Annotated in this window: 21 protein-coding genes and 1 tRNA gene; 12 read left to right on the forward strand and 10 right to left on the reverse strand. The window is 33.4% G+C overall.

Annotation, left to right across the window (positions count from 1 at the left end):
• Positions 1–128: 128 nt before the first annotated feature.
• The 4 genes from QYS47_RS04415 to QYS47_RS04430 form a co-directional block, all read right to left on the reverse strand.
• A complete protein-coding gene (locus tag QYS47_RS04415; protein ID WP_308357592.1) occupies positions 129–920 on the reverse strand; it encodes an amidohydrolase in 792 nt (263 codons plus the stop codon).
• The gene (locus QYS47_RS04420) at positions 908–2,056 is read right to left on the reverse strand and encodes a methionine aminotransferase (protein ID WP_302127642.1); all 1,149 of its coding nucleotides are present in this window, start codon (positions 2,054–2,056) and stop codon (positions 908–910) included. The genes QYS47_RS04415 and QYS47_RS04420 overlap by 13 nt, the downstream gene beginning before the upstream one ends.
• A gap of 133 nt (positions 2,057–2,189) precedes the next feature.
• Positions 2,190–2,366, reverse strand: coding sequence for a histone H1 (locus QYS47_RS04425; RefSeq protein ID WP_302103588.1), 177 nt, complete (start codon positions 2,364–2,366; stop codon positions 2,190–2,192).
• Positions 2,367–2,468: 102 nt separating this feature from the next.
• A complete protein-coding gene (locus QYS47_RS04430) occupies positions 2,469–3,719 on the reverse strand; it encodes an aminotransferase class I/II-fold pyridoxal phosphate-dependent enzyme (RefSeq protein ID WP_302127641.1) in 1,251 nt (416 codons plus the stop codon).
• A 173-nt stretch (positions 3,720–3,892) separates the two neighbouring features.
• Between QYS47_RS04430 and accC the strand changes: the two genes are divergently transcribed.
• From accC to QYS47_RS04450, 4 genes are read left to right on the forward strand one after another with little or no spacing between them, the layout of a single operon-like run.
• The gene (accC, locus tag QYS47_RS04435; RefSeq protein ID WP_322347859.1) at positions 3,893–5,386 is read left to right on the forward strand and encodes an acetyl-CoA carboxylase biotin carboxylase subunit; all 1,494 of its coding nucleotides are present in this window, start codon (positions 3,893–3,895) and stop codon (positions 5,384–5,386) included.
• Between the two features lie 2 nt (positions 5,387–5,388).
• The gene (locus QYS47_RS04440; protein ID WP_322347860.1) at positions 5,389–6,693 is read left to right on the forward strand and encodes a DUF1015 domain-containing protein; all 1,305 of its coding nucleotides are present in this window, start codon (positions 5,389–5,391) and stop codon (positions 6,691–6,693) included.
• Positions 6,659–7,249 carry a Maf family protein gene (locus tag QYS47_RS04445; RefSeq protein WP_322347861.1) on the forward strand — a complete coding sequence of 197 codons (591 nt, stop codon included), beginning with the start codon at positions 6,659–6,661 and terminating at the stop codon, positions 7,247–7,249. The genes QYS47_RS04440 and QYS47_RS04445 overlap by 35 nt, the downstream gene beginning before the upstream one ends.
• Complete coding sequence (locus QYS47_RS04450; protein ID WP_322347862.1) at positions 7,250–8,230, forward strand: CPBP family intramembrane glutamic endopeptidase; 981 nt, start codon at positions 7,250–7,252, stop codon at positions 8,228–8,230.
• Positions 8,231–8,321: 91 nt separating this feature from the next.
• Here the strand turns inward: QYS47_RS04450 and thiL are convergent, their stop codons facing one another.
• A complete protein-coding gene (gene thiL / locus QYS47_RS04455) occupies positions 8,322–9,362 on the reverse strand; it encodes a thiamine-phosphate kinase (protein WP_322347863.1) in 1,041 nt (346 codons plus the stop codon).
• Positions 9,363–9,543: 181 nt separating this feature from the next.
• Complete coding sequence (gene mce / locus QYS47_RS04460) at positions 9,544–9,948, reverse strand: methylmalonyl-CoA epimerase (RefSeq protein ID WP_322347864.1); 405 nt, start codon at positions 9,946–9,948, stop codon at positions 9,544–9,546.
• A 129-nt stretch (positions 9,949–10,077) separates the two neighbouring features.
• Between mce and QYS47_RS04465 the strand changes: the two genes are divergently transcribed.
• The 6 genes from QYS47_RS04465 (at position 10,078) to murI (ending at position 17,146) form a co-directional block, all read left to right on the forward strand.
• Positions 10,078–10,485, forward strand: coding sequence for a hypothetical protein (locus tag QYS47_RS04465; protein ID WP_302127636.1), 408 nt, complete (start codon positions 10,078–10,080; stop codon positions 10,483–10,485).
• Positions 10,486–10,503: 18 nt separating this feature from the next.
• A complete protein-coding gene (gene erpA, locus QYS47_RS04470) occupies positions 10,504–10,830 on the forward strand; it encodes an iron-sulfur cluster insertion protein ErpA (protein ID WP_308357584.1) in 327 nt (108 codons plus the stop codon).
• 438 nt (positions 10,831–11,268) lie between these two features.
• The gene (locus QYS47_RS04475; protein WP_322347865.1) at positions 11,269–14,412 is read left to right on the forward strand and encodes a SusC/RagA family TonB-linked outer membrane protein; all 3,144 of its coding nucleotides are present in this window, start codon (positions 11,269–11,271) and stop codon (positions 14,410–14,412) included.
• Positions 14,413–14,423: 11 nt separating this feature from the next.
• The gene (locus QYS47_RS04480) at positions 14,424–15,740 is read left to right on the forward strand and encodes a RagB/SusD family nutrient uptake outer membrane protein (protein WP_322347866.1); all 1,317 of its coding nucleotides are present in this window, start codon (positions 14,424–14,426) and stop codon (positions 15,738–15,740) included.
• An 89-nt stretch (positions 15,741–15,829) separates the two neighbouring features.
• Complete coding sequence (locus QYS47_RS04485; protein WP_322347867.1) at positions 15,830–16,282, forward strand: hypothetical protein; 453 nt, start codon at positions 15,830–15,832, stop codon at positions 16,280–16,282.
• Between the two features lie 51 nt (positions 16,283–16,333).
• Positions 16,334–17,146: a glutamate racemase gene (gene murI, locus QYS47_RS04490; RefSeq protein WP_322347868.1), complete on the forward strand. Its 813-nt coding sequence runs from the start codon at positions 16,334–16,336 to the stop codon at positions 17,144–17,146.
• Here the strand turns inward: murI and QYS47_RS04495 are convergent.
• Positions 17,133–19,115, reverse strand: coding sequence for a HAMP domain-containing sensor histidine kinase (locus QYS47_RS04495; protein ID WP_322347869.1), 1,983 nt, complete (start codon positions 19,113–19,115; stop codon positions 17,133–17,135). The two genes, murI and QYS47_RS04495, sit on opposite strands and share 14 nt — an antisense overlap.
• 226 nt (positions 19,116–19,341) lie before the next feature.
• Between QYS47_RS04495 and QYS47_RS04500 the strand changes: the two genes are divergently transcribed.
• Positions 19,342–21,216: an amidophosphoribosyltransferase gene (locus QYS47_RS04500; protein ID WP_308357578.1), complete on the forward strand. Its 1,875-nt coding sequence runs from the start codon at positions 19,342–19,344 to the stop codon at positions 21,214–21,216.
• A 66-nt stretch (positions 21,217–21,282) separates the two neighbouring features.
• On the opposite strand, the gene QYS47_RS04505 is transcribed toward QYS47_RS04500, so the two are convergent.
• The 3 genes from QYS47_RS04505 to QYS47_RS04515 all read right to left on the reverse strand — a co-directional run bounded on the left by QYS47_RS04505 (position 21,283) and on the right by QYS47_RS04515 (position 23,537).
• Positions 21,283–22,191, reverse strand: coding sequence for a hypothetical protein (locus QYS47_RS04505; protein ID WP_322347870.1), 909 nt, complete (start codon positions 22,189–22,191; stop codon positions 21,283–21,285).
• 47 nt (positions 22,192–22,238) lie between these two features.
• Positions 22,239–22,832, reverse strand: a complete 594-nt coding sequence (locus tag QYS47_RS04510; protein WP_322347871.1) for a spheroidene monooxygenase — start codon at positions 22,830–22,832, stop codon at positions 22,239–22,241.
• Positions 22,833–23,464: 632 nt separating this feature from the next.
• Positions 23,465–23,537: transfer RNA gene (locus tag QYS47_RS04515), tRNA-Met, on the reverse strand.
• 111 nt (positions 23,538–23,648) lie between these two features.
• Between QYS47_RS04515 and era the strand changes: the two genes are divergently transcribed.
• Positions 23,649–24,536, forward strand: coding sequence for a GTPase Era (era, locus tag QYS47_RS04520; RefSeq protein WP_322347872.1), 888 nt, complete (start codon positions 23,649–23,651; stop codon positions 24,534–24,536).
• The last annotated feature ends 19 nt before the right edge of the window (positions 24,537–24,555 follow it).

The raw sequence follows: 24,555 nt of genomic DNA on the forward strand, positions 1-24,555 counted from the left end.
ATTTTTACTTTTACAAAACGAATTGAAAATTGTTTTTTACTAATTTTATTTTGAATTAAATCTATAGTATAAAATATTTATTTATCAAAGTATTTTTGTAATATTTTTAAACCGTTAAATAATTATATTTAGTTAATAAGAAAATTATCTGCATCTAACTGAGCAGGAAATTTTTGTCTAAATTTCATTAATTCCTCAGCAGATAAACTAATTGTTTTTATTACTTCCCTGTCATCTGCAAAGTAAACAGCATTTCCTTTTGGATCGTATATGGCTGAATGCCCATTATGCGGGATTTCATTACCATCATTTCCTATTCTGTTTACGCCAATACTATAACTCACATTTTCAATTGCTCTTGCAGTTAGTAAGCTATCCCAGGCATTAACCCTTACGGCAGGCCAATTGGCTACAAATAAAATAATATCATAGGCCAATTCATTTTCATTATTTGATTTATTTCTACACCAAACTGGAAAGCGAAGATCATAACATACCAAAGGTTTAATTTTCCATCCTTTTAATTCAACGATCAATTCTTTTTCTCCAGGAGTATAATGTTCATCCTCATTCGCCATTCTAAATAGATGCCTTTTATCATAAACAGAATAGTCTCCATCAGGCTTCATCCAAATTAGCCTATTAAAGTAATCTCCATTATCATTTACAATAAATGATCCCGTTATTACAGCTTTCTTTTGACTGGCCATTTGCTTCATCCATTTGAAAGTATGCAAATTCATAGGTTCAGCCATTTTCTCAGCCTCCATGCTAAAGCCAGTATTGAACATTTCTGGCAATATTATCAGGTCAGTTTCTTCTTCGATTTCCCATAGCTTTTCTTCAAACATGGATAGATTAGCTTGCTTTTCTTGCCAGTATAATGGTGTCTGAATTAAAGTTACTTTTAAATCTTGCATAATATATCAGCTGCTTTTTGTAGGGTTTCTTCTCCTTTTGCGAAACAGAATCTTAATAAATGATGATCTTGATTTTCTGAATAAAATGCTGAAACTGGAATTGAAGCTAATCCTTTTTCTTTGATAAGATATTGAGCAAATTCCATATCAGGCATATCGGTAACTTCTGAAAAATCTAACAATTGGAAGTAGGTACCATAAGATGAAATCACTTTAAATTTTGAATCCTTTATAGCTTGTTGAAAGAAATTCCTTTTCTTTTCATACATACCACTAACTCCTAAGTAATTTTTTTCATCCTGAAGGTATTCTGCCATGGCATACTGGCTAGGCGTATGTACAGAAAAGCAATTATACTGATGAACTTTTCTAATTTCTTTCATGATTGCTTCAGGAGCTACCATATAACCAATTTTCCAACCCGTTGCGTGGAATGTTTTTCCAAATGATGATACAGCTATGCTTCTACTTGCTAAAAACTCATCTTTCAATACGCTTAAATGCGTTTCTTTATCGAATATGATATGTTCGTACACTTCATCACTTAATACTATAAGCTTTGGATTTCCTTCTAATATTTCCTTGAGTGTTGCAATATCATCATCTCGCAATATTGCCCCAGATGGATTATGAGGGAAGTTTATAATCAGCATTCTAGTTTTATCTGTTATGCTATTTTTTACTTTTTCCCAATCTGGTGTAAAGTTTTCAGGGTTTAGTGAAACAGGAATTGGTTTACCGCCTGCTAATTCAATTGCAGGAATATAGCAGTCATAAGCAGGTTCTAATACTATAACCTCATCACCTGAATGAACAGTTGCTAATATGCTTGAAAAAATAGCTTCTGTTGCACCAGCAGTAACTGTTATTTCGGTTTCTATATTTAAATCTACCCCACCCGTATTAGAAACTTTTTTTGCTATTGCTTCTCTTAATTTGGGTAATCCTGGCATAGGAGCATACTGATTATGGCCTATCTGCATATTCTGATACACAAGGTCAATTAATTTTTCAGATACTGGAAAGTCAGGGAATCCTTGTGATAAATTAATAGCATCAAAATCAATTGCCATTTTAGACATAACCGTGAAAATAGTAGTGCCTACTTTAGGGAGTTTAGATTGGATGTCGTTCATATATGTAATTTGTCTTTATAATTAACAATATAAAGTTTTACCGATTGTAAAGTCATTTTGTTGACTTTAAAAACAATTCAAAAAAAAAGGCTGACAAAAATGTCAGCCTCATTCGAAATCTTGTAAATTCTAATTAACCTTTGTTCTTGATATCTTGAACTTCAATTCTGATTTCTTGAGCTAGATTTTTTAACTCCTGCATTCCTTTTCTAACACGAGTACCAGCTGCCTGATTTTCTTTGTCATAGAATTTTTCAAAATCACTTTCTAGACTCATTACTAAGTCTCTTACTTGTTCGAATCTTTTCATTCTTATTTTAGTTTACGGTTGACTAAATAAATTAATTAATTGTAAGCAATATAGGTAAAAACATATAAAAACAACAATTAGAGCAACATTTTTGCAAAAAAATTACTCTTTAAACGCTTTTGCGAGCTCATTTTCTCTGTAATGACCCTCACTTAGCTTGCCTTTTATTGCTTCAAATGCTTTAATCGTACGATCTACATCTTCTAAACTATGAGATGCAGTAGGAATTAATCTTAATAAAATCGTGTCCTTAGGCACTACAGGGTATATTACAACTGAACAGAAAATTCCGAAGTTTTCTCTTAAATCATAGGCTAAAGCAGCAGCTTCACCCACTGTACCGTTCAACATTACGGGAGTTACTGGAGATTGTGTTGTACCTATGCTAAAGCCTTTGTCTTTCAATCCACTTTGAAGTGCATTAACAATTTTCCATAAGTTTTCTTTATGCTCTGGTTGGTCTCTTAATAATTCTAACCTTTTAAGAGCACCTTCCACCATTGGCATAGGTAATGACTTAGCGAAAATTTGAGAACGCATATTATAGCGTAAGAATTTGATGATATCAGGATCACCACCAACAAATGCACCGATAAGAGCCATTGACTTGGCGAAAGTACTGAAATATAAATCTATTTCATCCATCACGCCTTGTTGCTCACCAGTACCTGCACCAGTTTCACCCATAGTTCCGAATCCGTGTGCATCATCACACAATAAACGGAAGTTATATTTTTCTTTAAGAGCGATTACATCTTTTAAGTTACCCATCGCACCTGTCATACCGAAAACACCTTCGGTAATCACTAAAATACCACCTCCAGTTTCTTCTGTAAGTTTTGTTGCTCTTTGTAACTGTTTTTCTAAGCTTTCAATGTCGTTATGAGGATAAACAAATCTTTTCCCCATGTGTAAGCGAACACCATCCACAATACATGCATGACATTCCGCATCATATACAATGGCATCTTTTCTACCAACTACTGCGTCAATAATTGATAATACACCCTGATAACCATAGTTTAATAGCATTACTTCATCTTTTTTGATGAATTCTGCCAATTGTCTTTCTAATTCTTCGTGCTGAGATGTATTACCAGACATCATTCTAGCACCCATAGGATATGCCAATCCCCATTTCTCAGCAGACTCAGCATCAGCCTTTCTGATTTCGGGATGGTTACCTAAACCTAAATAGTTGTTTAAACTCCAGGTTAATACTTCTTTTCCTCTAAATTTCATATGAGGAGATAGTTCTCCTTCTAATTTAGGAAACATAAAATAACCTTCTTCTACGTTTGAATGCTTACCTAATGGTCCGCGATCCACCTTCAGTTTCTCAAATAAATCCACGTTTATCTATTTTATTATATCAATAACTATTCTAATCAAGCCCCAAAGGTAACAAAAAAGCTGCTACCTAAAAAATCCTATTTGTGCTTTAAAGGCTTATTTTTTAGTAAAAAAGACATAATTTACGTAGCATTGTACTTCAATTTTTATTTGATATAGAACTACAAATTGATATGCCAGATATTAAAAAAATCTTAGTTGCAAACAGAGGTGAAATTGCTTTGAGAGTAATGCGTTCAGCAAGAGAGCTAGGAATAAAAACAGTTGCTATATTTAGTGAGGCTGATAGAAATGCCTTGCATGTTCGTTATGCTGATGAAGCCGTTTGTGTTGGGCCTCCCGCCTCAGCAGATAGCTATTTAAGAATAGATAAAATAATTAAAACTTGTAAAGATTTACAGGTTGATGCAATTCACCCTGGATATGGGTTTTTGTCAGAAAATGCTGATTTCGCCAGAGAAGTAGAAAAAGAAGGTATAATATTCATTGGTCCATCTGCTGAGTCCATTGAAGTAATGGGGGATAAGCTTTCAGCAAAATCAGCGGTATTAAAAAGAGATGTTCCATTAGTACCTGGTTTAGATAAAGCCATTACGGATGTTGCGTTTGCTAAAAAGAAAGCAGATGAAATAGGTTATCCTATCTTGATTAAAGCAAGTGCTGGAGGTGGTGGTAAAGGAATGAGAATAGTGGAAGAACCAGCTGATTTCGAATCACAAATGGATAGAGCGGTAAGTGAGGCGAAAAATGCTTTCGGAAATGGAGCTGTTTTTATTGAGAAATTTGTGACTTCTCCACGGCATATAGAAATTCAAGTTTTAGGTGATCAGCATGGAAATGTGATTCATTTATTTGAAAGAGAATGTTCTATTCAAAGAAGACACCAAAAAGTGATTGAAGAGGCGCCTTCAAGCTGTTTAACTCCTGAAATTAGAGAGAAAATGGGACAAGCAGCTATTGATGTAGCTAAATCCTGTAATTATTATGGAGCTGGTACAGTAGAGTTTATAGTAGATGAGAAATTAAATTTTTACTTTCTTGAAATGAATACCAGACTACAGGTTGAACACCCTGTTTCTGAGCAAATTACAGGCGTAGATTTGGTAAAAGAACAAATTAGAATTGCAGAGGGGAAAGCGCTTTCTTACAAGCAAGAAGATTTATCAATAAAGGGGCATTCTGTTGAAGTAAGAGTTTACGCAGAAGATCCGCAAAATAACTTTTTACCTGATATAGGTAGGCTGAAAGTGTATAAAAGACCTCAAGGAACTGGTATAAGAGTAGATGACGGCTTTGAACAAGGAATGGAGATACCGATTCATTATGATCCTATGATTGCAAAATTGATAACCTATGCTGATAATCGTGAGGAAGCAATTAGTAGAATGATAAGAGCTATTGATGAATATGAAATAGTAGGGATCCAAACTACCTTGAGTTTTTGTAAATACGTATTACAACATGATGCTTTTACCAGCGGTGATTTTGATACTAAATTTATTGAGAAGCATTTTCAAGCAAGTGACCTGGATGAAAAGGTTACAGATATAGAAACTGAAATTGCTTCTGCTTTGGCTGTAAAATTATGGTCTGAAAGACAGAAAAAGCAAACAGCTCAAGAGGCGAATGGAGAAAAAGTATCATTGTGGAAAAAGAATAGATTATAAAAATGGCAGAAATCAAGCCTATTAAAGCTTGGCGCTATAATGATAAGCTGCAAAAGCAAATAGAAAATTTAACCAGCCCTTTGTTTGATGTAGTTTCACCCAAACAAAGGGAGGCTCTTTATAAAAACCCCTTAAATAGTATTCACCTTTCAGTTCCTTTAGGTGGTACTGAATCCGCTGATATGGCTGCCGAGCGACTATTGAAATGGAAAAAAGAAGGGGTTTTAGTTCAAGATCCTTTGCCAGGAATTTATGTCTATTATCAATATTTCACTTTACCGGGCTCATCTCGAGAAATGGTGAGGAAAGGATTCATAACTTTTATTAAAGCATACGATTGGGATGAAAAGATTATTCTTCGACATGAAAACACTATTCCTCAGTCAGTAAATGGTAGAATTGAAGTTTTAGATAAAACACAATTAAATGTAAGTGCAACTCATGGCTTGTATTCTGATCCTGATTTTGAATTGGAGGAATATATGGATGAGAGTATGAAATCACCCTTGGGAGAATTAGAAGATTATCAAGGGGTAAGAGAAGTAGTAAGCGTTATACATGACGCTAAAGTCATCAAAAAGTTTATTGATAAAATTGCGCCTCAGCAAATTATCTTAGCTGATGGTCATCATCGTTATGAGGGCTCTTTGCTTTATCGGAAAAAGATGATGGAGCAAAATCCTAATCATACAGGGCAAGAAGGTTATAATTATCATATGATGTATTTAACCAATGCCAATTCAGATGATCTTAGGATTTTACCTACTCATAGATTGATTAAGAATATTCCTGATTTTTCAGAGTCTGAAATATTAGAGAAGATTAAAGATGATTTTTTTATAAAAGAAGTTGAAAATCCAGAGGATATTCATGAAATCATATTAGGAAAACAATGGGCTTTTGGTTTGTTGTTTAAGGATAATAATTACAAAATTAGACTTAAGCCTGAGAAAATTAATGAACTGAAATGGAATTTTCCAGATGAAGTAAAAAGCTTAGATTTAACTGTTTTACATTATTTCTTTGTTGAAAAGGTTTTAGGAATTAAGGGGGAAGAACAGAGGAGTTCGGAGAATATTGAGTTTGAAAGAAACTTTACAGCTTGCACTCGAAAGTTATTCAGTAATGAGGTGCAATGCGCCTTGATTACCAAGGAAATAAGCATGGAACAAGTTTATAATGTTTGTAATACTGGATTTACCATGCCTCAAAAATCAACTTATTTTTACCCTAAAACAATTTGTGGATTTTTATTTGGATCAATACAGGAAGATGAATTTGAATTACCCACTTATTTTAGGCTCTAAATCGCCCAGAAGAAAAGAAATTTTAGAAAGAGCTGGATTTCATTTTATTACTGAAGCTAAAGATACAGAAGAGAGCTTCCCTACTGATATGCCACATAATGAGGTAGCTGCATTTTTAGCGGAAAAAAAGGCTAAAGCCTTTTCAAATAATGATGCCTATTACGACAAAATCATTTTAACAGCAGATACTACTGTTTTAATTAATAATGAGCTTCTTGAAAAACCTGCGAATCAGGAAGAAGCATTTGAAATGCTATCGAAGCTAAGTGGAAATGTACACCAGGTTGTTTCAGGTTTTTCTATTTTATTTAATGATGAAATTCAAAAGTATTCTGATGAGACTTTAGTCTATTTTAGGGCGGTTGAGGAAGATGTAATCTGGGATTATATTAAAACCCATAAGCCATTTGATAAAGCAGGAGCTTATGGAATACAAGAAGGACTTGGCTTAACCCATATTGAAAAATTGGAAGGTTCATACTTTACTGTAATGGGATTGCCCATCCACAAAGTTTATCAGGCGCTATATAAATTCAGTGCCTTTCATAAAAAATAAATGGCCTTTTTAGCATTAGGTTCTTTTCTCTCAGGAAATAATATGAAAGCAGTTTGGCAGTATTTTAAAGATTTCCATAAAGAGGTAATACATCCTCCAATGATGTATTTATTAATATCTTTATTCATTGCCATCCTCACAGCAATGAATTATCTTCTACTTGATATTCGTTTTGAGAAATGGATGTATCAATTAAAACCCATTGAATGGACTTATTTGGCCCATTTTGTACTCTTTGGGTTCATTTATTTTGGAATTATTTACATTTGCTACCGATATAAGACTATCCCAAATTTATTTAAGAATAAGGCCTTTATGGTAAAGAGCCTAATTATGCTTTTAATCTTAACCTTAGATGTTTGCTTTCATTATCATACATTCTTAATAAGAAACCTATTTGAGTTTCAGGATCGATTCTTTATGTATAAAGTGAGCAATCAAATAACTAGCCTTTTCATAATACTTTTGCCCTTATTCTTTTATTATAGAAAATATGAAAAGGATAATACTAATTTTTATGGTTTAAATACTTCTGTTAAAAAGATAGGACAGTATATGCCCTTAATTTTAATCATGATACCTTTAATAGGTATTGCATCCTTTGAAGAAAATATTAGAGATTTTTATCCGCAGTTTTCATCTAAATTAGAATTCATGAACTGGTCTGTAGAGTTAAGGGCAATTGTTTTTGAATTTTTTTATGCTTTTGATTTTCTGACCACTGAATTTCTTTTTCGAGGGTTCATGGTTTTAGGTTTTGTGGCTTTCTTAGGCCCTAGAGCTGTTTTACCAATGGTAGGTTTATATGTTGCTTTACATTTTGGAAAACCAGCTGGTGAAACAATCGGATCATTTTTTGGAGGGTATATACTTGGAGTTTTAACCTATCAAAGTAAAAATATTTGGGGAGGAATTGTAGTTCATATTGGTATTGCCTTACTTATGGAATTAGCTGCTTGGATGCAAAATACATTCAATTAAAAATAAATGGCACGAAACTGTTCTTCGTACCATTTTTTTAATATCAATTTAATTTATAGATTAATTACTCTTTTTAGTGCATACTCGGGATCTATTTATGGTTAAAATGATCCCATCCTTGAGCTTTAAGCGGGATTGGGTTTCCTTTTGCAGTTATAAGATTCAATCCATTTGATTTTTCATTTACATAACCAATGAAATGAATATCAGGATGGTTTTTTACTTTCTCGAATTCATCTTGAGATATTGTAAAAAGTAATTCATAATCCTCACCACCATTTAATATAGCTGTATTAGGGTCAAGTTTAAATTCTATAGCTGTTTCTTGCGTATTAGTTGCATACGGTAATTTATCCTCGTGAATGTTGATTCCAATATTCGATTGTTTTGCAATGTGATGTAATTCAGAAGCAAGTCCATCTGATACATCAATCATAGAAGTAGGAACTAGTTTTAAGTCTAATAATTCATGAACTAAATCCAAGCGAGCCTCAGGTTTTAATTGTCTCCCTACTATATATTGATATTTGTCTAATTGAGGCTGCATATCAGGGTTTTCAAGGTAGACTTGTTTCTCTCTTTCTAGTACTTGTAAACCCATGTAAGCTCCACCTAAATCACCTGTTACACAAACTATGTCATTTACTTTTGCTCCAGAGCGATAAGCTATTTTATCTTTGTCTACTTTTCCAATTGCAGTTACAGAAATGACTAATCCTGCAGGTGAAGTCGTAGTGTCACCACCTACTAAATCAACTTTATATGCATCACAGGCAGCTTTTACTCCTTCATAAAAGGCATCTACTGCTTCTACTGAAAACCGATTACTTAAGGCCAAGCTCACTGTAATTTGTTCAGCTATTCCATTCATAGCTGCTATATCAGATACATTCACAGCTACAGATTTAAAACCAAGATGATGAAGTGGAAAATAGGAGAGGTCAAAATGAACCCCTTCAACAAGCATATCAGTTGAAACCAACTGAAAATATTCCCCAGCATCAATTACAGCAGCATCATCTCCAATGGCATATTGCGTGGAACTATTTTGCTTGCTAAATTTGTTTGCAATTTGATCAATCAGGCCGAATTCACCCAACTTGTTGATTTCTGTTCTTTTTTGATCACTCATATTTTTCTGTTTGAGGTTCTCTTGAAATTATATATTTTTGATTATGAAATTTATACTATTTAGAATGTTCGTATTTTTATTGATAGGCACTTTTATTTTATCGGCCTGTCAGAGAAGCTCCTTTCAAACAAGAGAAGGTAAAAAGAAGCTCAAATACTATAATTCTATTCAGCATCAGTAATTAACTTTTTATTTCTTGGCAAAGTTCTACCAAAACACCATTCGTAGTTTTAGGGTGTAGAAAGCATACCATTTTATTGTCAGCACCTTTTTTTGGAGCTTTATTAATTAGCTGAAAACCTTCTGATTCTAATCTTTTCATTTCAGCTTCTATGTCTTCTACTTCGTAGGCAATGTGATGAATGCCTTCACCTTTTTTTGCAATAAATTTAGCTATCGCACTATCTTCATTTTCAGCTTCTAAAAGCTCAATTTTGGTTTCTCCCATTTTAAAAAAAGAAGTTGATACTCCTTCACTTTCTACTTTTTCAAGCTTATAGGGCTCTCTATTAAATAGTTTACCGAAAAGGGAATTAGCACTTTCCATATTCTTAACTGCAATACCTATATGTTCAACTTTTAACATGCTGTTTATTTTTATGGGACTAAATCGTTAACTTTGTATTTGTTAATGCAAAAATGCAGAAACTTTTCCATGGATAAAAAAGTTGGGATACTCAAGATCATTTTTTAACTTCATTTAAGAAACAAAAAGATGGAAACATCAGCAGACATACACGTAGAAAGTGCACGAGTTCAAAAAGAGATAAAAAGTTATCTTGGATTGAATAGTAGTGAGTTAGTTTTTGAGTTTAGTAATCTTGAAGGAAAAGTAAAGCTGGATTTAATCACTATTAATCCAAGGCATAATCAATCATTTTTATTTCATTCTGAAATGGGATATGATAAGCTTGATGCTTTAAAGAAAATGATGGATTATGTCAAAAACTATAGAGATCATGAGAGCTCTTATACTATACAGTGGATGACTAAAGATGACAAACAATTGCATACCTCTTATTTTAGAGCGAGCAATATTTTAGATAGTTTAGATAAACTTTACTACGGAAGAGATCGTAATACCATTACTGTTTTTAGTGTTGTGCTAAACCCAGTATCATAATAAAATATATTTTTAATCATGATTATTGTTACAGATAAAGCGAAAGATAGATTAGGCGAGTTAAAGAACGAAGAAGGTCATAGTGAAAAAAGCAATGTAAGAGTTTCTGTAAAAGGAGGGGGTTGCTCTGGCTTAATGTATGATTTAAGCTTCGATGAGGAAATCAAAGAAGGCGATGAAGTGTTCGAAGATAAAGGAGTGAAGCTTTTAGTAGATAAGAAAAGCATGCTTTATTTATTAGGAACGACCTTAGATTTTTCAGATGGCTTGAATGGAAAAGGATTCCAATTTATAAATCCTAATGCAACCAGAACTTGTGGTTGTGGTGAAAGTTTTTCAATTTAAAAGGTCTATATAACGTTTGAAATAACGTTTAAGAACATAGTTAAGCCCTTGACAGTCATCTGTCAAGGGCTTTTTGTTTTAGATTAAATTAGGAATTTTATTTATAAACTTCTGTAGATAGTTTGAATGGGTTAATGATTTACGATACAATATATTGCTTAAATGTTTTTAAGTAAAATAAAATATAGGTATATTAGGTATGGTGTATTTGAAAATATTTTAATATTAAATAAAAGTAATATTTTATTGTAATTGTATTTTTTCTCATTTAAATTTGAAACAAATGAAATCAATCAATAGACATAGGCGCTGTAATAGACCAATCCCAGTCCAAGCTCGTAAATCATTGACCCTAATGAATTTACAGCCTATTTTTGACTGCTAGTCAATTCATTTTCACACTTATTTTATTTTTATTTTTCACTTAAATTAATTTCTATGAGACAATTTTTACTCATGGTAATGGCTATTTTATTTATTAGTCATTATTCCTTAGCACAGGATGTTACCATTAATGGTACTGTTACTGATGCTGAAACTGGCGAACCACTTCCGGGTGTAAATGTGGTGATTAAAGGTACTACTGATGGTGTAAGTACCGATTTGCAGGGCTCCTATAAAATATCAGCTGGCCCTGATGCTGTTCTAGTTTTTTCCTTTATTGGTATGGAATCGAAAGAGGTTTCTGTTAATGGCCGATCAAGGATTGATGTAAAATTAGGATATGATGTTTCTCAACTATCAGAAGTAGTGGTAGTAGGATATGGTTCTCAAATAAAAGAGGATTTGACCGGTAACATTGCTAATGTATCTGGAGAAGATATTGAAAATATTGCAGTTCCAAGTTTCGAGCAAGCAATTCAAGGTAGAACGGCAGGAGTTCAAATAACTTCACAAAATGGTAAAGTTGGAGGAGGAATTAATATCCGAGTAAGAGGGTCGTCCTCAATAACGGCTAGTAATGAACCTTTATATGTGATTGATGGTGTACCTATGACTTCAGCAAGTCAATCAGCTACTAATGCAACTACTAATCCATTATCTGATTTAAATTTTAATGATATTGAGTCTATAGATATATTAAAAGATGCATCTGCATCAGCCATTTATGGTTCCAGAGGCTCTAATGGTGTAGTTTTGATAACAACTAAATCAGGTAAATCAGGAAAAACAAGAATATCGTTTGATTCGCAATATGGTTTTAGCGAACCTACAAGAAAAAGAGAGTTTCTTAATGCCGGTCAATATGTAGAGCTATTTAGAGAAGCAGCTTACAATAATGATTTAGCAGATGGATTCGATCCCATCAATAATCCTGCTGATTATCCAGGTTCTTGGTTAGAATATATGGAAGGTAGTATGGACTACTTATCAGGCTATAGGGACTGGAGACAGGAAACTGCAAATGATCCTAATTGGACGGGTACCGATTGGCAAGAAGAGGCATTCCAAGATGCTCAATTTCAAAATCATAACTTATCAGCTTCAGGTGGCGATGAAAAAACTCAGTTTTATGCAAGTGGTTCCATTACGGATCAGGATGGTATCTTAATTGGGAATTCATTCCAAAGAATTTCAGGAAGATTGAATTTAGATCATACTATAAATGATAAGCTTAAAGTAGGTTTAAATGTAGGGATCACAAAAAGTGTAAATAATAGAGTTACGGATGATAATCTATTCTCAACACCAATTCAATTAGTTGCACAAACACCATTGACTCCGGTTAGAGATTTAGACGGGGAATTGTATGATGATGCGTTGAATCCATCAATGTTTTATTATCCGGCCACTGTTGAGTTAGAGAATTCTACTTTTGAAACCTCAGTTTATAGAAATATAGGGAATACTAATTTAGAGTATAAAATTACTGATAATCTCACTTTAGTAGGAGAATATGGCTTTGACTTAATGACCCAGTTTGAGGATAGATATCAAAATTCAAAAACACAAACGGGTCGACCTGCAGATGTAAATGGTGTGGGTCAAGATAGATGGGTGAGAATTTTCAATAATACTTCTAAAGCCTATTTTAGATGGGATAAAGTGTTTAATGATACTCACACATTCAATGTAGTTGGAGGTACTGAATATCAAAAATCAACTAGAGACCAAACTAGCGTAACAGCTCAAGGCTTTCCTTTAGATGAACTAACAAAAGTTGAATCCGCTGCGGAGGCAACAGCTTGGTCAGGTACATTAAATGAGTTCTCTTTCTTATCTTATTTTGCTAGAGTTAACTATAAGTTCTCAAATAAATACTTACTTACTGTAAGTGGAAGAGCTGATGCTTCTTCTAGATTTGGAGAAAATAACCGTTTTGGTTTCTTCCCTGCTTCATCATTAGGATGGGTGATTTCAGAAGAAGATTTTATTTCTGATGCAGGAGCAATAAGCTTTTTGAAATTAAGAGCAAGTTATGGTTTAACAGGTAATGCTGGAATCGGAAATTATGAGCACTTTGGCTTATATACAGGTGTGAATTACGGAGGAAATGCAGCCTTAGCCCCATTTCAAATTCCTAATCCAGATTTAGAGTGGGAAAAAACAGCTCAGGTTGATGTAGGGATTGATTTTGGATTTTTCAATGATCGACTAACTGGTGAAATTGATTATTACAAGAAAAATACTACTGACTTGCTTTTGAATGTTCCTGTTCCGAGTACCTCAGGTTTTAGATCACAAACTCAAAATATTGGTTCATTAGAAAATGAAGGGTTAGAATTTGTCTTGAATTATAATCTAATCACTCAAAGTGATTTTACTTGGTCAAGTTCAATTAACATTTCTAGAAACCAAAACAGAATTACAAAATTAGCTGATGATCAAGAGTTTATTGAGAGCGGAAGTTCTAGATATTTGAATTCTATAAGATTGGGTGAAGCTATAGGTGTTCATTTTGGAGCTGAATTTGCAGGTGCTGATCCAGCAAATGGTGATGCAATCTGGTATTTGAATCGAGAACCCACTGAGTCAGAACTAAATGGAGGTAGTGTATTTCAGGTGAACCATTTGGGTGATGCTTATGTAACTAATGATTTCAGTCTAGCCGAAAGAAAAGTTTTAGGTAATCCTAATCCTGATTTTATCTTCGGATGGAATAACAGCTTTACATTTAAGAATTTTGACCTGAACATCTTGATGCAAGGGCAGTATGGGAATAAAATATTTTTAGGTGGTGGAACATTCACATCTGCAAATGCAAGATTTGAAGATAACCAAACTGCAGATCAACTTGACAGATGGCAGGAAGTAGGGGATATCACTGATGTTCCTCAAGCTAGATTGTATGCGAACAATGGGGCTCAACCTTCAAGTAGATACTTATCTGATGGTTCTTTTGTAAGGCTTAAGACTTTAACGTTTGGATATAACTTTCCAAAAGGCTTCTTAGGAAATGATTTTATAGAAAATTTAAGAATTTACTTTTCTGGACAGAATTTATTGACATTCACAAATTATGATGGATGGGATCCTGAAGTAAATACTGATTATCTAGCAAGTAACATTTTCTTAGGAAATGATTTCTATTCAGCACCACAAGCTAGAACTTATACATTTGGTGTGAAACTAGGATTTTAAAAATAACTGACATGAAAAAATTTAATATATATATATTTATTGCTCTGTTTTTGGTAGGTGTATCATGTGAAGACAGACTTGATTTACTACCTCCGCAGGATGTTGATAATAGCGTAGCATTAAGTACTGACGCTAACGTAAAGGCAGTACTCTTAGGCGCATACGATGCGTTAAGTAATGGTGATTTGTTTGGTGGTAATACACTAAGAAATTCTGAATTGTTAGGCGCTGACGGAGAAATTGTTTTCTCTGGTACTTTTGGTGATCCAGCCGATATTTGGAGAAAGCAAATTACAAATATTAATAGTGATGTAACGGAGACTTGGATTGAAGGATATGAGGTAATTAATATCTGTAATAATGTTTTGAGCGCGCTTGACGTTGTAGATGAGGCAGATAGAGCTTTAGTAGAAGGAGAAGCTAAATTCATTAGAGGATTAATGTATTTCGAATTAGTGAAATTCTTCGGGACGCCTTACTCTGCCGGAGGAGCTAACTCTTCATTAGCTATTCCGATTGCTGATACTCCAAATTCAACGGAAGAATATGAAAAGTCTACCGTTGAGGAGGTTTATCAGTTAGTAATATCCGACTTAACATTTGCCGAAAATAACTTACCTTCTGATAACGGTACATTTGCCAATAGAGTAGCAGCAGCGGCTGTATTGTCACGAGTATTTCTTCAGCAGGAAAATTTTGCTGGGGCAAGAGATGCAGCAAATAGAGGATTAAATTATGCTACTGGTGTTTACAGTTTAGTAGGAAACTTAGCTGGGGTATATAATAATACCAATAATACATCAGAAGATGTATTTGCGATTCAAGTAAATACTCAGGATGGTGTAAATAATATGCAATTGTTTTTTGCTTCACCTACTTTAGGAGGAAGAGGTGATATTGAAATCCAGCCATCACATTTTGATATTTATGAAGCTAATGATGAAAGAGCAAATTTATTTTACAATGATGAAGCTACCGGTGATATTAGAACTGCAAAATGGACTAACCAATTCGGAAACGTAGTATTAGTTAGATTAGCAGAATTATATTTAACCCGAGCAGAAGGTAATGTAAGATTAGGTCAATCTGTTGGTGATAGTCCAGCTAATGATTTAAACCTTTTACGACAAAGAGCTGGTTTGGCGGATCTTGTAAATCCAACATTAGCTGATGTTTTAGCTGAACGAAATGCTGAATTAGCTTTTGAGGGTCATAAGATTCATGATATAAAAAGGTTACAATTATCAACTGATGGGTTATCTTATGATTCTGATCAATTGATTTTTCCAGTTCCACAAAGGGAAGAAGGAGTGAATCCTAATCTTTAAATAATTATTTTTAATTCTAGAAAAGAGATGGCTTTTAGTCCTCTCTTTTTTTTTGCTTTACTTTTCCATATTTTCGAAAGAAAAATAATATGGATACTATCAACCCCAACTTTACAGGAATACGAACTAAAAGGCTTGAAAAGGTGATTGCGAATTATGAAAAACTTCTATCTGAATTGGATAACAGAGAACTGCCTGATGATATTTTAAATACAATTGATAAAGAAATTATTAGAATAAATTCTGAGCATAATAATGAAGCAAAACTTTATCATCTTGTTAATGGCTCTTATTATCGGATTTTAAAATTAGTAAGAAAGAGTATGGGTCTGGTGACTAAAAATCATTATTTGGCGATTTGGATGGGGATAGGAATGGCTGCTTTTGGAATTCCATTCGGTGTTATGATGGGGTTAATTTTGGATAATATGGCTTTTATGGGTTCTGGTATTGGGATTGGACTAGCAATTGGCTTACCTATTGGCGCTGGAATGGATAAAAAAGCTAAAGAAGAAGGAAGGCAATTGGATATCTCAATGTAGAAATTCTTTGATTGTAGTTTTTTATTTTCACCAAGTTCTCATATTTGCAATATGATTAAAGATAATGCTGCTCCTATAGGTATTTTTGATTCTGGTATCGGTGGATTAACCGTAGCACACAAGGTGAAAGAGTTGATGCCAAATGAGAATATCGTTTATTTCGGAGATATTGCTCACCTTCCTTATGGTGATAAGTCAGCAGCTGCAATTCAAGCCTACAGTATAAAAGTAACGGATGTTCTGCTACAGCAAGGCTGTAAGCTGATATTAATTGCATGTAATTCTGCGTCATCCGCAGCCTTTGAATTAGTTAGAGAATATGTGGGTTCAAAAGCAAAGGTATTTAATGTCATTGATCCTGTTGTAGAATATGTGGCCCAGCACTATAATCATAAAAAAGTAGGACTTATTGGAACCAAGCAGACCATAAATTCCAATGCATACGAATCAAAGCTTAAACAACTTAATCCTGAAATTGAATTACATAGTTTAGCAACTCCATTGCTAGTTCCTATGATTGAAGAAGGTTTTTTTGAAAACAGAATTAGCCATGATATAATAGAAGAATATCTTCATAATGATCATTTAATGGGTATTGAAGCCTTGATTCTAGGTTGTACGCATTATCCATTAATTAAAAATGAGATTAACGACTTTTATGAGGGTAAGGTAGATATCCTTGATTCTGCTTCTATAGTGGCTAAAAGACTTCAGCAATTTTTAAAAAATCATGACCTTTTGTCGGATATAAAATTGAATAAAGATAGATTTTTGGTTTCTGATATAACCGCTTCTTTTGAAGCATCAGCAAAAATATTTTTTCACGATGATGTTAAGTTAGAGAAGTTCCCTATCTGGGATTAAGAGGGATTTTTATAGTAAATTGTGATCCTTCGTTAACTTTTGAGCTAACTGAAATTTCGCCTTCTAAAAATGAAATAGCTTTATGTGCTAAAAATAAGCCTAAGCCAGAACCCGGGCTTTTATTACTGATTTTAAAATAAGCTTTAAATATATCATTAAAATATTTTTCATCTATTCCAAAACCATTGTCTTTTACGTGAATATAGAAGAAGTGATTTCCCCTATCTGTTGAAATCTCTATTTTATTAGTCCCTTCATTTTTGTATGTCATGGAGTTTTCAATGATATTGTCTAAAGCGATTCGCAAAAGCGAATTATTAGCTAAAACTGAATTTGCTTTAGGATTAATATCGATAGAAATTTGGGAATTATGTTCTTTAATTTCCAATGCCATATCATCAATACACTCTCGAATTAGTTCTTCAATATCTACTTTAGAAATATCATGAGTAGTATTTAACTCATAAGCCATTTGCAATTTGAATAACATTTTGTCCATGCCCATGGCCGTAACATTTACACTATGAAACAATTTCTTGAGCTGAAAATTGTCTTCAGTTAGCTGAGCAATATTGTTTAAGCCTAATAAAGTTCTGATGGGTCTTCTTATATCGTGTGAGGCTCTGTAAAGATAGGTGTCTAATTCTTTATTAATTTCTAAAAGTCTTGCAGTTCTTTCCGAAACTTTAGCTTCTAATAATTCATTTAGCCTGTCTATTTTTCTATTCTTGAACCGAAGCCTAAACACATACCATAAAACTACCAAAAGAGCAATTGCTATAATGATTAAGAAAGCAGTTCTTAATTTTAAATGAGAGGCTTGCAATTCATTAGTTTGTTGGAGTAATTCCAATTTGCTGATCTCTTTGTCCAGAAGATATTTTTCTTGCATTCCACTAATGTCATTTTGAATTGCAATAGAATCTCTTTTCAAGTCAACTTTTTCAAACTCCTTATAAAAATCTAATGCTTTTTTGTAGTCTCCTTTATTTTCAGCTAATGCAGCCGCTATTAAAAAGTAATCAGTCATTGCTACTGGGTTTGAGAAGTTGTATTCACTGTGAATTTGTTCAATTTCTCTAAAAATGGAATCCATTTTTTCAATCTTAGCTTGCGCTTGATAAACTCTTGCTAAATAAATTCCAGCATTAAAAGCACTTCCGTAAACTTCATTTTTCATGCTGTTGGTATAGTCCTCAATTAATAGAGGAAGAGCTTCATCTAACATTCCTAAATCAAAGTAGCTTACTGCTTTATTTCCTTTTGCTATGGAAACAAAAACTGTGTCTTTAAGCATGCGCGACATTTTAATTGATTCATTAAAATTATCAATGGCTTTTTTATGATTTGATAATCTTCTGTTATTCAACCCTTTATAGTCAATTATTGATCTTAGTAAAATACTGTCTCTTCTGTTTCTTGGAGGGTTTTCTTGAAATATCTGATGAGCCAGTTCGGCATAATTTAATCCTTGATTATAATTTTGTCCCTCGGTATTGATTCTTGATATGGATCTATAGATAGTCACTAAAGGATAAAATTCATTATTTGATTCATATCTATGAGAGGCTTTTAAATAGTTCTCTAAAGCAGATACTAGTTCATCCTGATGGTGGTATATTTTGCCTAAAGTCTGGAAAAGAAAAGCTTGAAATATTTCGCTTTTTTTTACTTTAGGAATAAGTGTTTTTAGTAAATTAATTGCTTTCTGATTTAAATCAGAATTTTCTAAATAAACCAGAAGTCTGATTACATCTTTAATTTCTTGTTCTGAAATTTCTGAATCACTTGGTATTCCATTCAAAAATTCATCAACTTTTAGATCTTCCGATATGTATTCATTGTCAATCTCCGATCTGTAATTATGGTAAATTTGCTCTATTTGCTCGTAATTGTTTTGAGCAAAACTTGGTGTAATAGCTAAAAAATTGGAGCTTAAAAAAAATATGATAAGGTTTAGCTTTTTCAAATCAGGTAAAATTGTAATTGTTTATTGATAGCTTTTTATTCCCTATTAAACATCAAAACTAAATATTTCTTTTTTGAAAATGGCATTTATTACAATTTTCTGTCGGTAAAAAAGTACCGATACATCGAATATATTACTTGTATTATTTTTAGATAATAGCTAATTGAAGAAAAAAAATTGAACATCAATTATAATAAAGTTAACTTTGTGTTTTAACGCAACAATCATGAGCGATATCATCAAACACGAATGCGGAATTGCATTAATCCGTTTAAGAAAACCTCTACAATATTACATTGATAAATATGGGCCACTTTATGCTATGAACAAGCTTTACCTATTAATGGAAAAGCAGCATAATAGAGGACAAGATGGTGCCGGTGTCGGAAACGTAAAATTAAATGTAGAGCCAGGGCATCGATATATCAGTAGATATCGTTCAGTGGAAAATCAGCCAATTACACAGATTTTCAAGAAAATTTCTAAAAAATATAAGAAAGCCAAAAAGGAAGGGGGTGAATTATTTAGCCAAGAAAAATGGTTAAAAGAAAATTGTGCTTTTACCGGTGAAGTTTGGTTAGGACATTTAAGGTATGGTACCCATGGTAAAAATTCTATTGAAAATTGCCATCCCATGTTGCGCCAAAATAACTGGAAAAATAGAAGTTTGATGGTAGCGGGTAACTTCAATATGACGAATGTTGAAGAACTATTCGATATATTAACAGAACTAGGGCAGCATCCAAAAGAAAAGGTGGATACTGTAACGGTTATGGAGAAGATCGGGCATTTTCTTGATGAGGAAAACCAAAGAATTTTTGAACTTCATAAAGATGAATATACAAACGCTGAGATTACTCAAATAATTGAAGAGAAGCTTGATTTATTACAAGTGTTGCAGCGAGCTTGTCGTGACTTTGATGGGGGATATGCCATGGCAGGAATTACAGGAGCGGGCCATGCTTTTGTTGCAAGAGATCCATCAGGTATTAGACCCGCACACTTCTATGCTGATGATGAAGTAGTAGTTGTGGCTTCAGAAAAAGCGGCCATTAAAACAGCTTTTAATGTTAATTATGAAGACATTCAGGAAATAAAGCCAGCTCATGCTTTAATCATCAATACAAATGGTGATTATAAAATGGATCAATATATTGAGCCATTAGAACGTAAGTCATGTAGCTTTGAAAGAATTTATTTTTCAAGAGGGTCTGATCCTGACATCTATTCTGAAAGAAAAATGCTAGGGAAGCTATTAGTACCTAAAATTTTAGATGCTATTGATTACGATTTAGAAAACACTGTTTTCTCATACATCCCTAATACGGCCGAAACATCATTTTTAGGAATGATGGAGGGAATGGAGCAACACCTTGCACAAAGGCAATTAGATGCACTGAAAAATAATAAAGATGATGATAAGCTGCTTAAGAAATTACTTTCTTTTAGGCCACGTGTTGAGAAGTTAGTAATTAAGGATGCTAAGCTCAGAACTTTTATTACGGATGATGAGCATAGAGATGACTTGGTAGCTCATGTTTATGATACTACTTATGAAGTGATTAAGAAAAAGGTTGATACTATCGTAGTAATAGACGATTCTATTGTTCGTGGAACTACTTTAGAGAAAAGTATCTTAAGAATGCTAGATCGCCTTGAGCCTAAAAAGATAATTATTGTTTCATCAGCTCCGCAGATCCGTTTCCCTGATTGCTATGGTATTGACATGAGTAAAATGAAAGATTTCATTGCATTCAGAGCAGTATTGGCATTATTGAAAGAGACAAAACAAGAAAATATACTAGAGGAGGCTTATCAGAAATGCTTGCATGGTGATAATTCTGAAAACTACGTAAAAGCAGTTTTTGAGCCATTCTCATATGAGCAAATTTCGAATAAGATTGCTGAATTAGTCAAAGTTGAGACCATTGAAGCAGAGGTTGAAGTGATTTATCAAACGGTGGAAAATTTACACAAAGCGAGTCCAGATCATTTGGGAGACTGGTATTTCACGGGAGATTTCCCAACTAAAGGGGGTAATCGTGTTGTGAATAAAGCTTTTGTAAACTTCATGGAAGGTAAAGAAGTACGAGCTTATTAATGAATAAATAAAAAGTTAAAGTTATTTAAAGGTGCATCACTCAATAAGGTGATGCATTTTTTTATTTCATTCAAGCCCCAATTTTTCTCTGTATATACTATCTTTTACTGAATTTCTATTCCAATAATCAAGCATTATTCTTTCATTTAAAGTAGCTTCAGTTGTCATCATTTCTCCATTTTCAGGGTATGTTTCCTTCCAGCTTTGAATTTTGTAGGGGTGATTTGCCTCAAATTGAATTTTAAGGTTTTTTTCTAAATCAGGAATATTTAATTCTAGTATTTTTAAGCTATTATGATTAATGATATCAATGCTTGCCGAATAAGGGATTGCTTCTTTGTGTTTTAGTCTTAGATATTGCGTAGAAGGTAAAATCTTAATTTCTCCCGATGGAAGTTTTTCGGGGTTTAATCTTATTAAAGTCCATAGCTCATCTTCCAACCATACTTTTTCTAGTTCTGTTTCGATATCTCCTTCACTCTCAAAATAAGACCTGCTGAGTAAATTATAATATTTATCTTCATTATTGAGTTGCGTAAAAACATGACCACACCATTCCTGAATAGAGGTGGTGATTTTACGTGCATGTAAGTCGTATTGAGGATAAACGGGACTGAAAACTGAGGTCATAATGGAATAGGGATAGATACCCGTTTTGAATTTTTTTGTAAAGTTTAACTTCATCACTTTTTCTGTATCATCTCCAGCCGCTTTTGGATTATCCAATTTCACTTGTTTAGATTTTGAAAAATCTTCAGTAACATAAACCAAAACTGCATGCCCCTTTCTTTGCTGGCCATATCTCACTTGTGTCAGCTCATAGGAGGTTAATTCCGCCTCACCCTGATACCAATAGTCTCCAAAATTTTGATTAAGGGTAAAGTTTATTTTCTCTTTTGATGTGGTGGATTCAGTATTTTGATTGCAGGCTTGAAATAAAATAAAGAGAGGAAGTATTATAATTAACTTTTTCATAATGTTTTATTTCTATGGTATGGTTCAACGGTCTAATGGCTTAGATGTTAATGCTGTAAAGTTTTTAGCACATTAAAACGGCTGAATAATTCTTCTTTATACCAATTTTCATTTTTTACTTTTTTAATAATTTCTTTGTGGATGTCAGCATAAGCATAAGCCTTCATAGCGTCTTCATTTTCCCAAATACTAAAAGTAGCTTGTTCAATAAGTGGCCATTCTCCTATTCCTTTTGTGTAAATTAAGCCTTTAGCTTGCTCTATAGCCTGACTTGCTTTTGGAACAAATTTCCAAAATCTTGGAAGCTTATTTAAGTTAATTCTTGCTCTAGTAATAACGGCAATTTTGTCATTTCTGTAATTGTTTTTTGAGGGAAATGGATTTTCTCCATACCAGCTACCATGAGCTCCTATCGATTCTAAATAGTGAGTCTGAATACCGTTAGACTTAGATTTAAGTTCTTTATATAAAGAAGACTCCTCAAAAAAATAATTCAATGATTTCTCATCTTTCCAATTCATTAATAGCGCATAAGTGGAAAAATCTGGCCATAGACTAAAGCCAAATCCGCTACCGGTGCCTAAAAGTTTCGAAAACTCACATCCTGGAATTCCTTTTAATAGGGGTGGGAGCAATTGCATTTGTTTGAAAGCCCAATATTTATTTTGGGAATATTGAATTAAAGATAAGGTTACCATATGCTAAATTATACAAAGAATAACTTTAACATAAGGATAGGGTTTTAAATCTTAGATTAAAAATTTTAATGTCAAAATAGATTTGATCGATAATTGATGTGAACTAGTGAACATAGTAAATACTTAACAATAACGCCCCATTATAAGGTATTAATAATATTAGAATAGTTTTAAAGAAAAACCAGCCTTAAATAAGATTGGTTTGTGATTTAGTAGTAGGAGCAGGACTCGAACCTGCGTCCGCTAGCCAGCGGATAAGAGCCTAACGAGCTATTTTATATTAAAAAGGACATAAAAAAACCAGCCTTAAAATAAGACTGGTTTGATTTCTAGTAGCGGGAGCAGGACTCGAACCTGCGTCCGCTAGCCAGCGGATAAGAGCCCAATGAGCTATTTTATATTAAAAAGGACATAAAAAAACCAGCCTTAAAATAAGACTGGTTTGTGATTTTAGTAGCGGGAGCAGGACTCGAACCTGCGTCCGCTAGCCAGCGGATAAGAGCCCAATGAGCTATTTTATATTAAAAAGGACATAAAAAAACCAGCCTTAAAATAAGACTGGTTTGTGATTTTAGTAGCGGGAGCAGGACTCGAACCTGCGACCTTTGGGTTATGAGCCCAACGAGCTACCAACTGCTCCATCCCGCGATATAAACTCTTGATTTTTTCATCATTTTCTGATGTTTCTCTCAAAAGGATTACAAAGGTATGCTAAGGTTTTCAGAAAATCAAGTACCTTTGCAAAATAAATTTAAATTAATGTCAGAAAATCAGCATAAAGCCGGATTTGTAAGTATAGTAGGGAAACCAAATGTAGGGAAATCTACCTTAATGAATGCATTAGTAGGTGAAAGGTTGTCTATCATTACTTCAAAGGCTCAAACAACTCGCCATAGAATTATGGGGATTTTGAGTGGTGAAGATTTTCAAGTGGTATATTCAGATACTCCTGGAATTTTAAGTCCTCAGTATGAATTACATAATTCAATGATGCGATTTGTAAAATCAGCTTTAGAGGATGCTGACATTTTATTATTTGTTACGGATTTATATGAGAAGTATGAGGAGGGAGATGTTCTGATTGATAGAATTAAGAAAAGTGGAGTGCCTATTATTTTGATCATGAATAAAATTGATCAAGCAAAAGGTTCTCAGGCGGAAGATAAAATGAAATATTGGGCTGAAATTATTGAGCCTGATCATCAGATTATGGTTTCTGCTTTAGAGAAAATCAATATTGAGGCACTTTTTGCACAACTCCTTGATTTATTACCTGTTCATCCGCCTTATTTCCCTAAAGACGAAATGACAGATAAGCCTGAGAAGTTTTTTGTTGAAGAAATCATTCGAGAAAAAATCTTTCAGAATTACAAAAAGGAAGTTCCTTACAGTTGCGAAGTGGTGGTTACTGAATTTAAAGAGGATGATACCATTATTCGAATTCGGGCTGAAATATATGTGGAAAGAAAATCTCAAAAAGGAATTATAATAGGAAAAGGTGGTGAGGCTATTAAAAAGGTAGGGATTGAATCGAGAAAGGATTTGGAAACTTTTTTTAATAAGCAAATACATCTTGAAACCTTCGTGAAAGTAGAACAAGATTGGAGAAAAAAAGACTTAAAGCTGAAGAGATTCGGTTATCAATGATAATTAATAATTTGTAAAT

The sequence above is a fragment of the Marivirga arenosa genome (assembly GCF_030503875.2).
Lineage (GTDB): Bacteria > Bacteroidota > Bacteroidia > Cytophagales > Cyclobacteriaceae > Marivirga > Marivirga arenosa.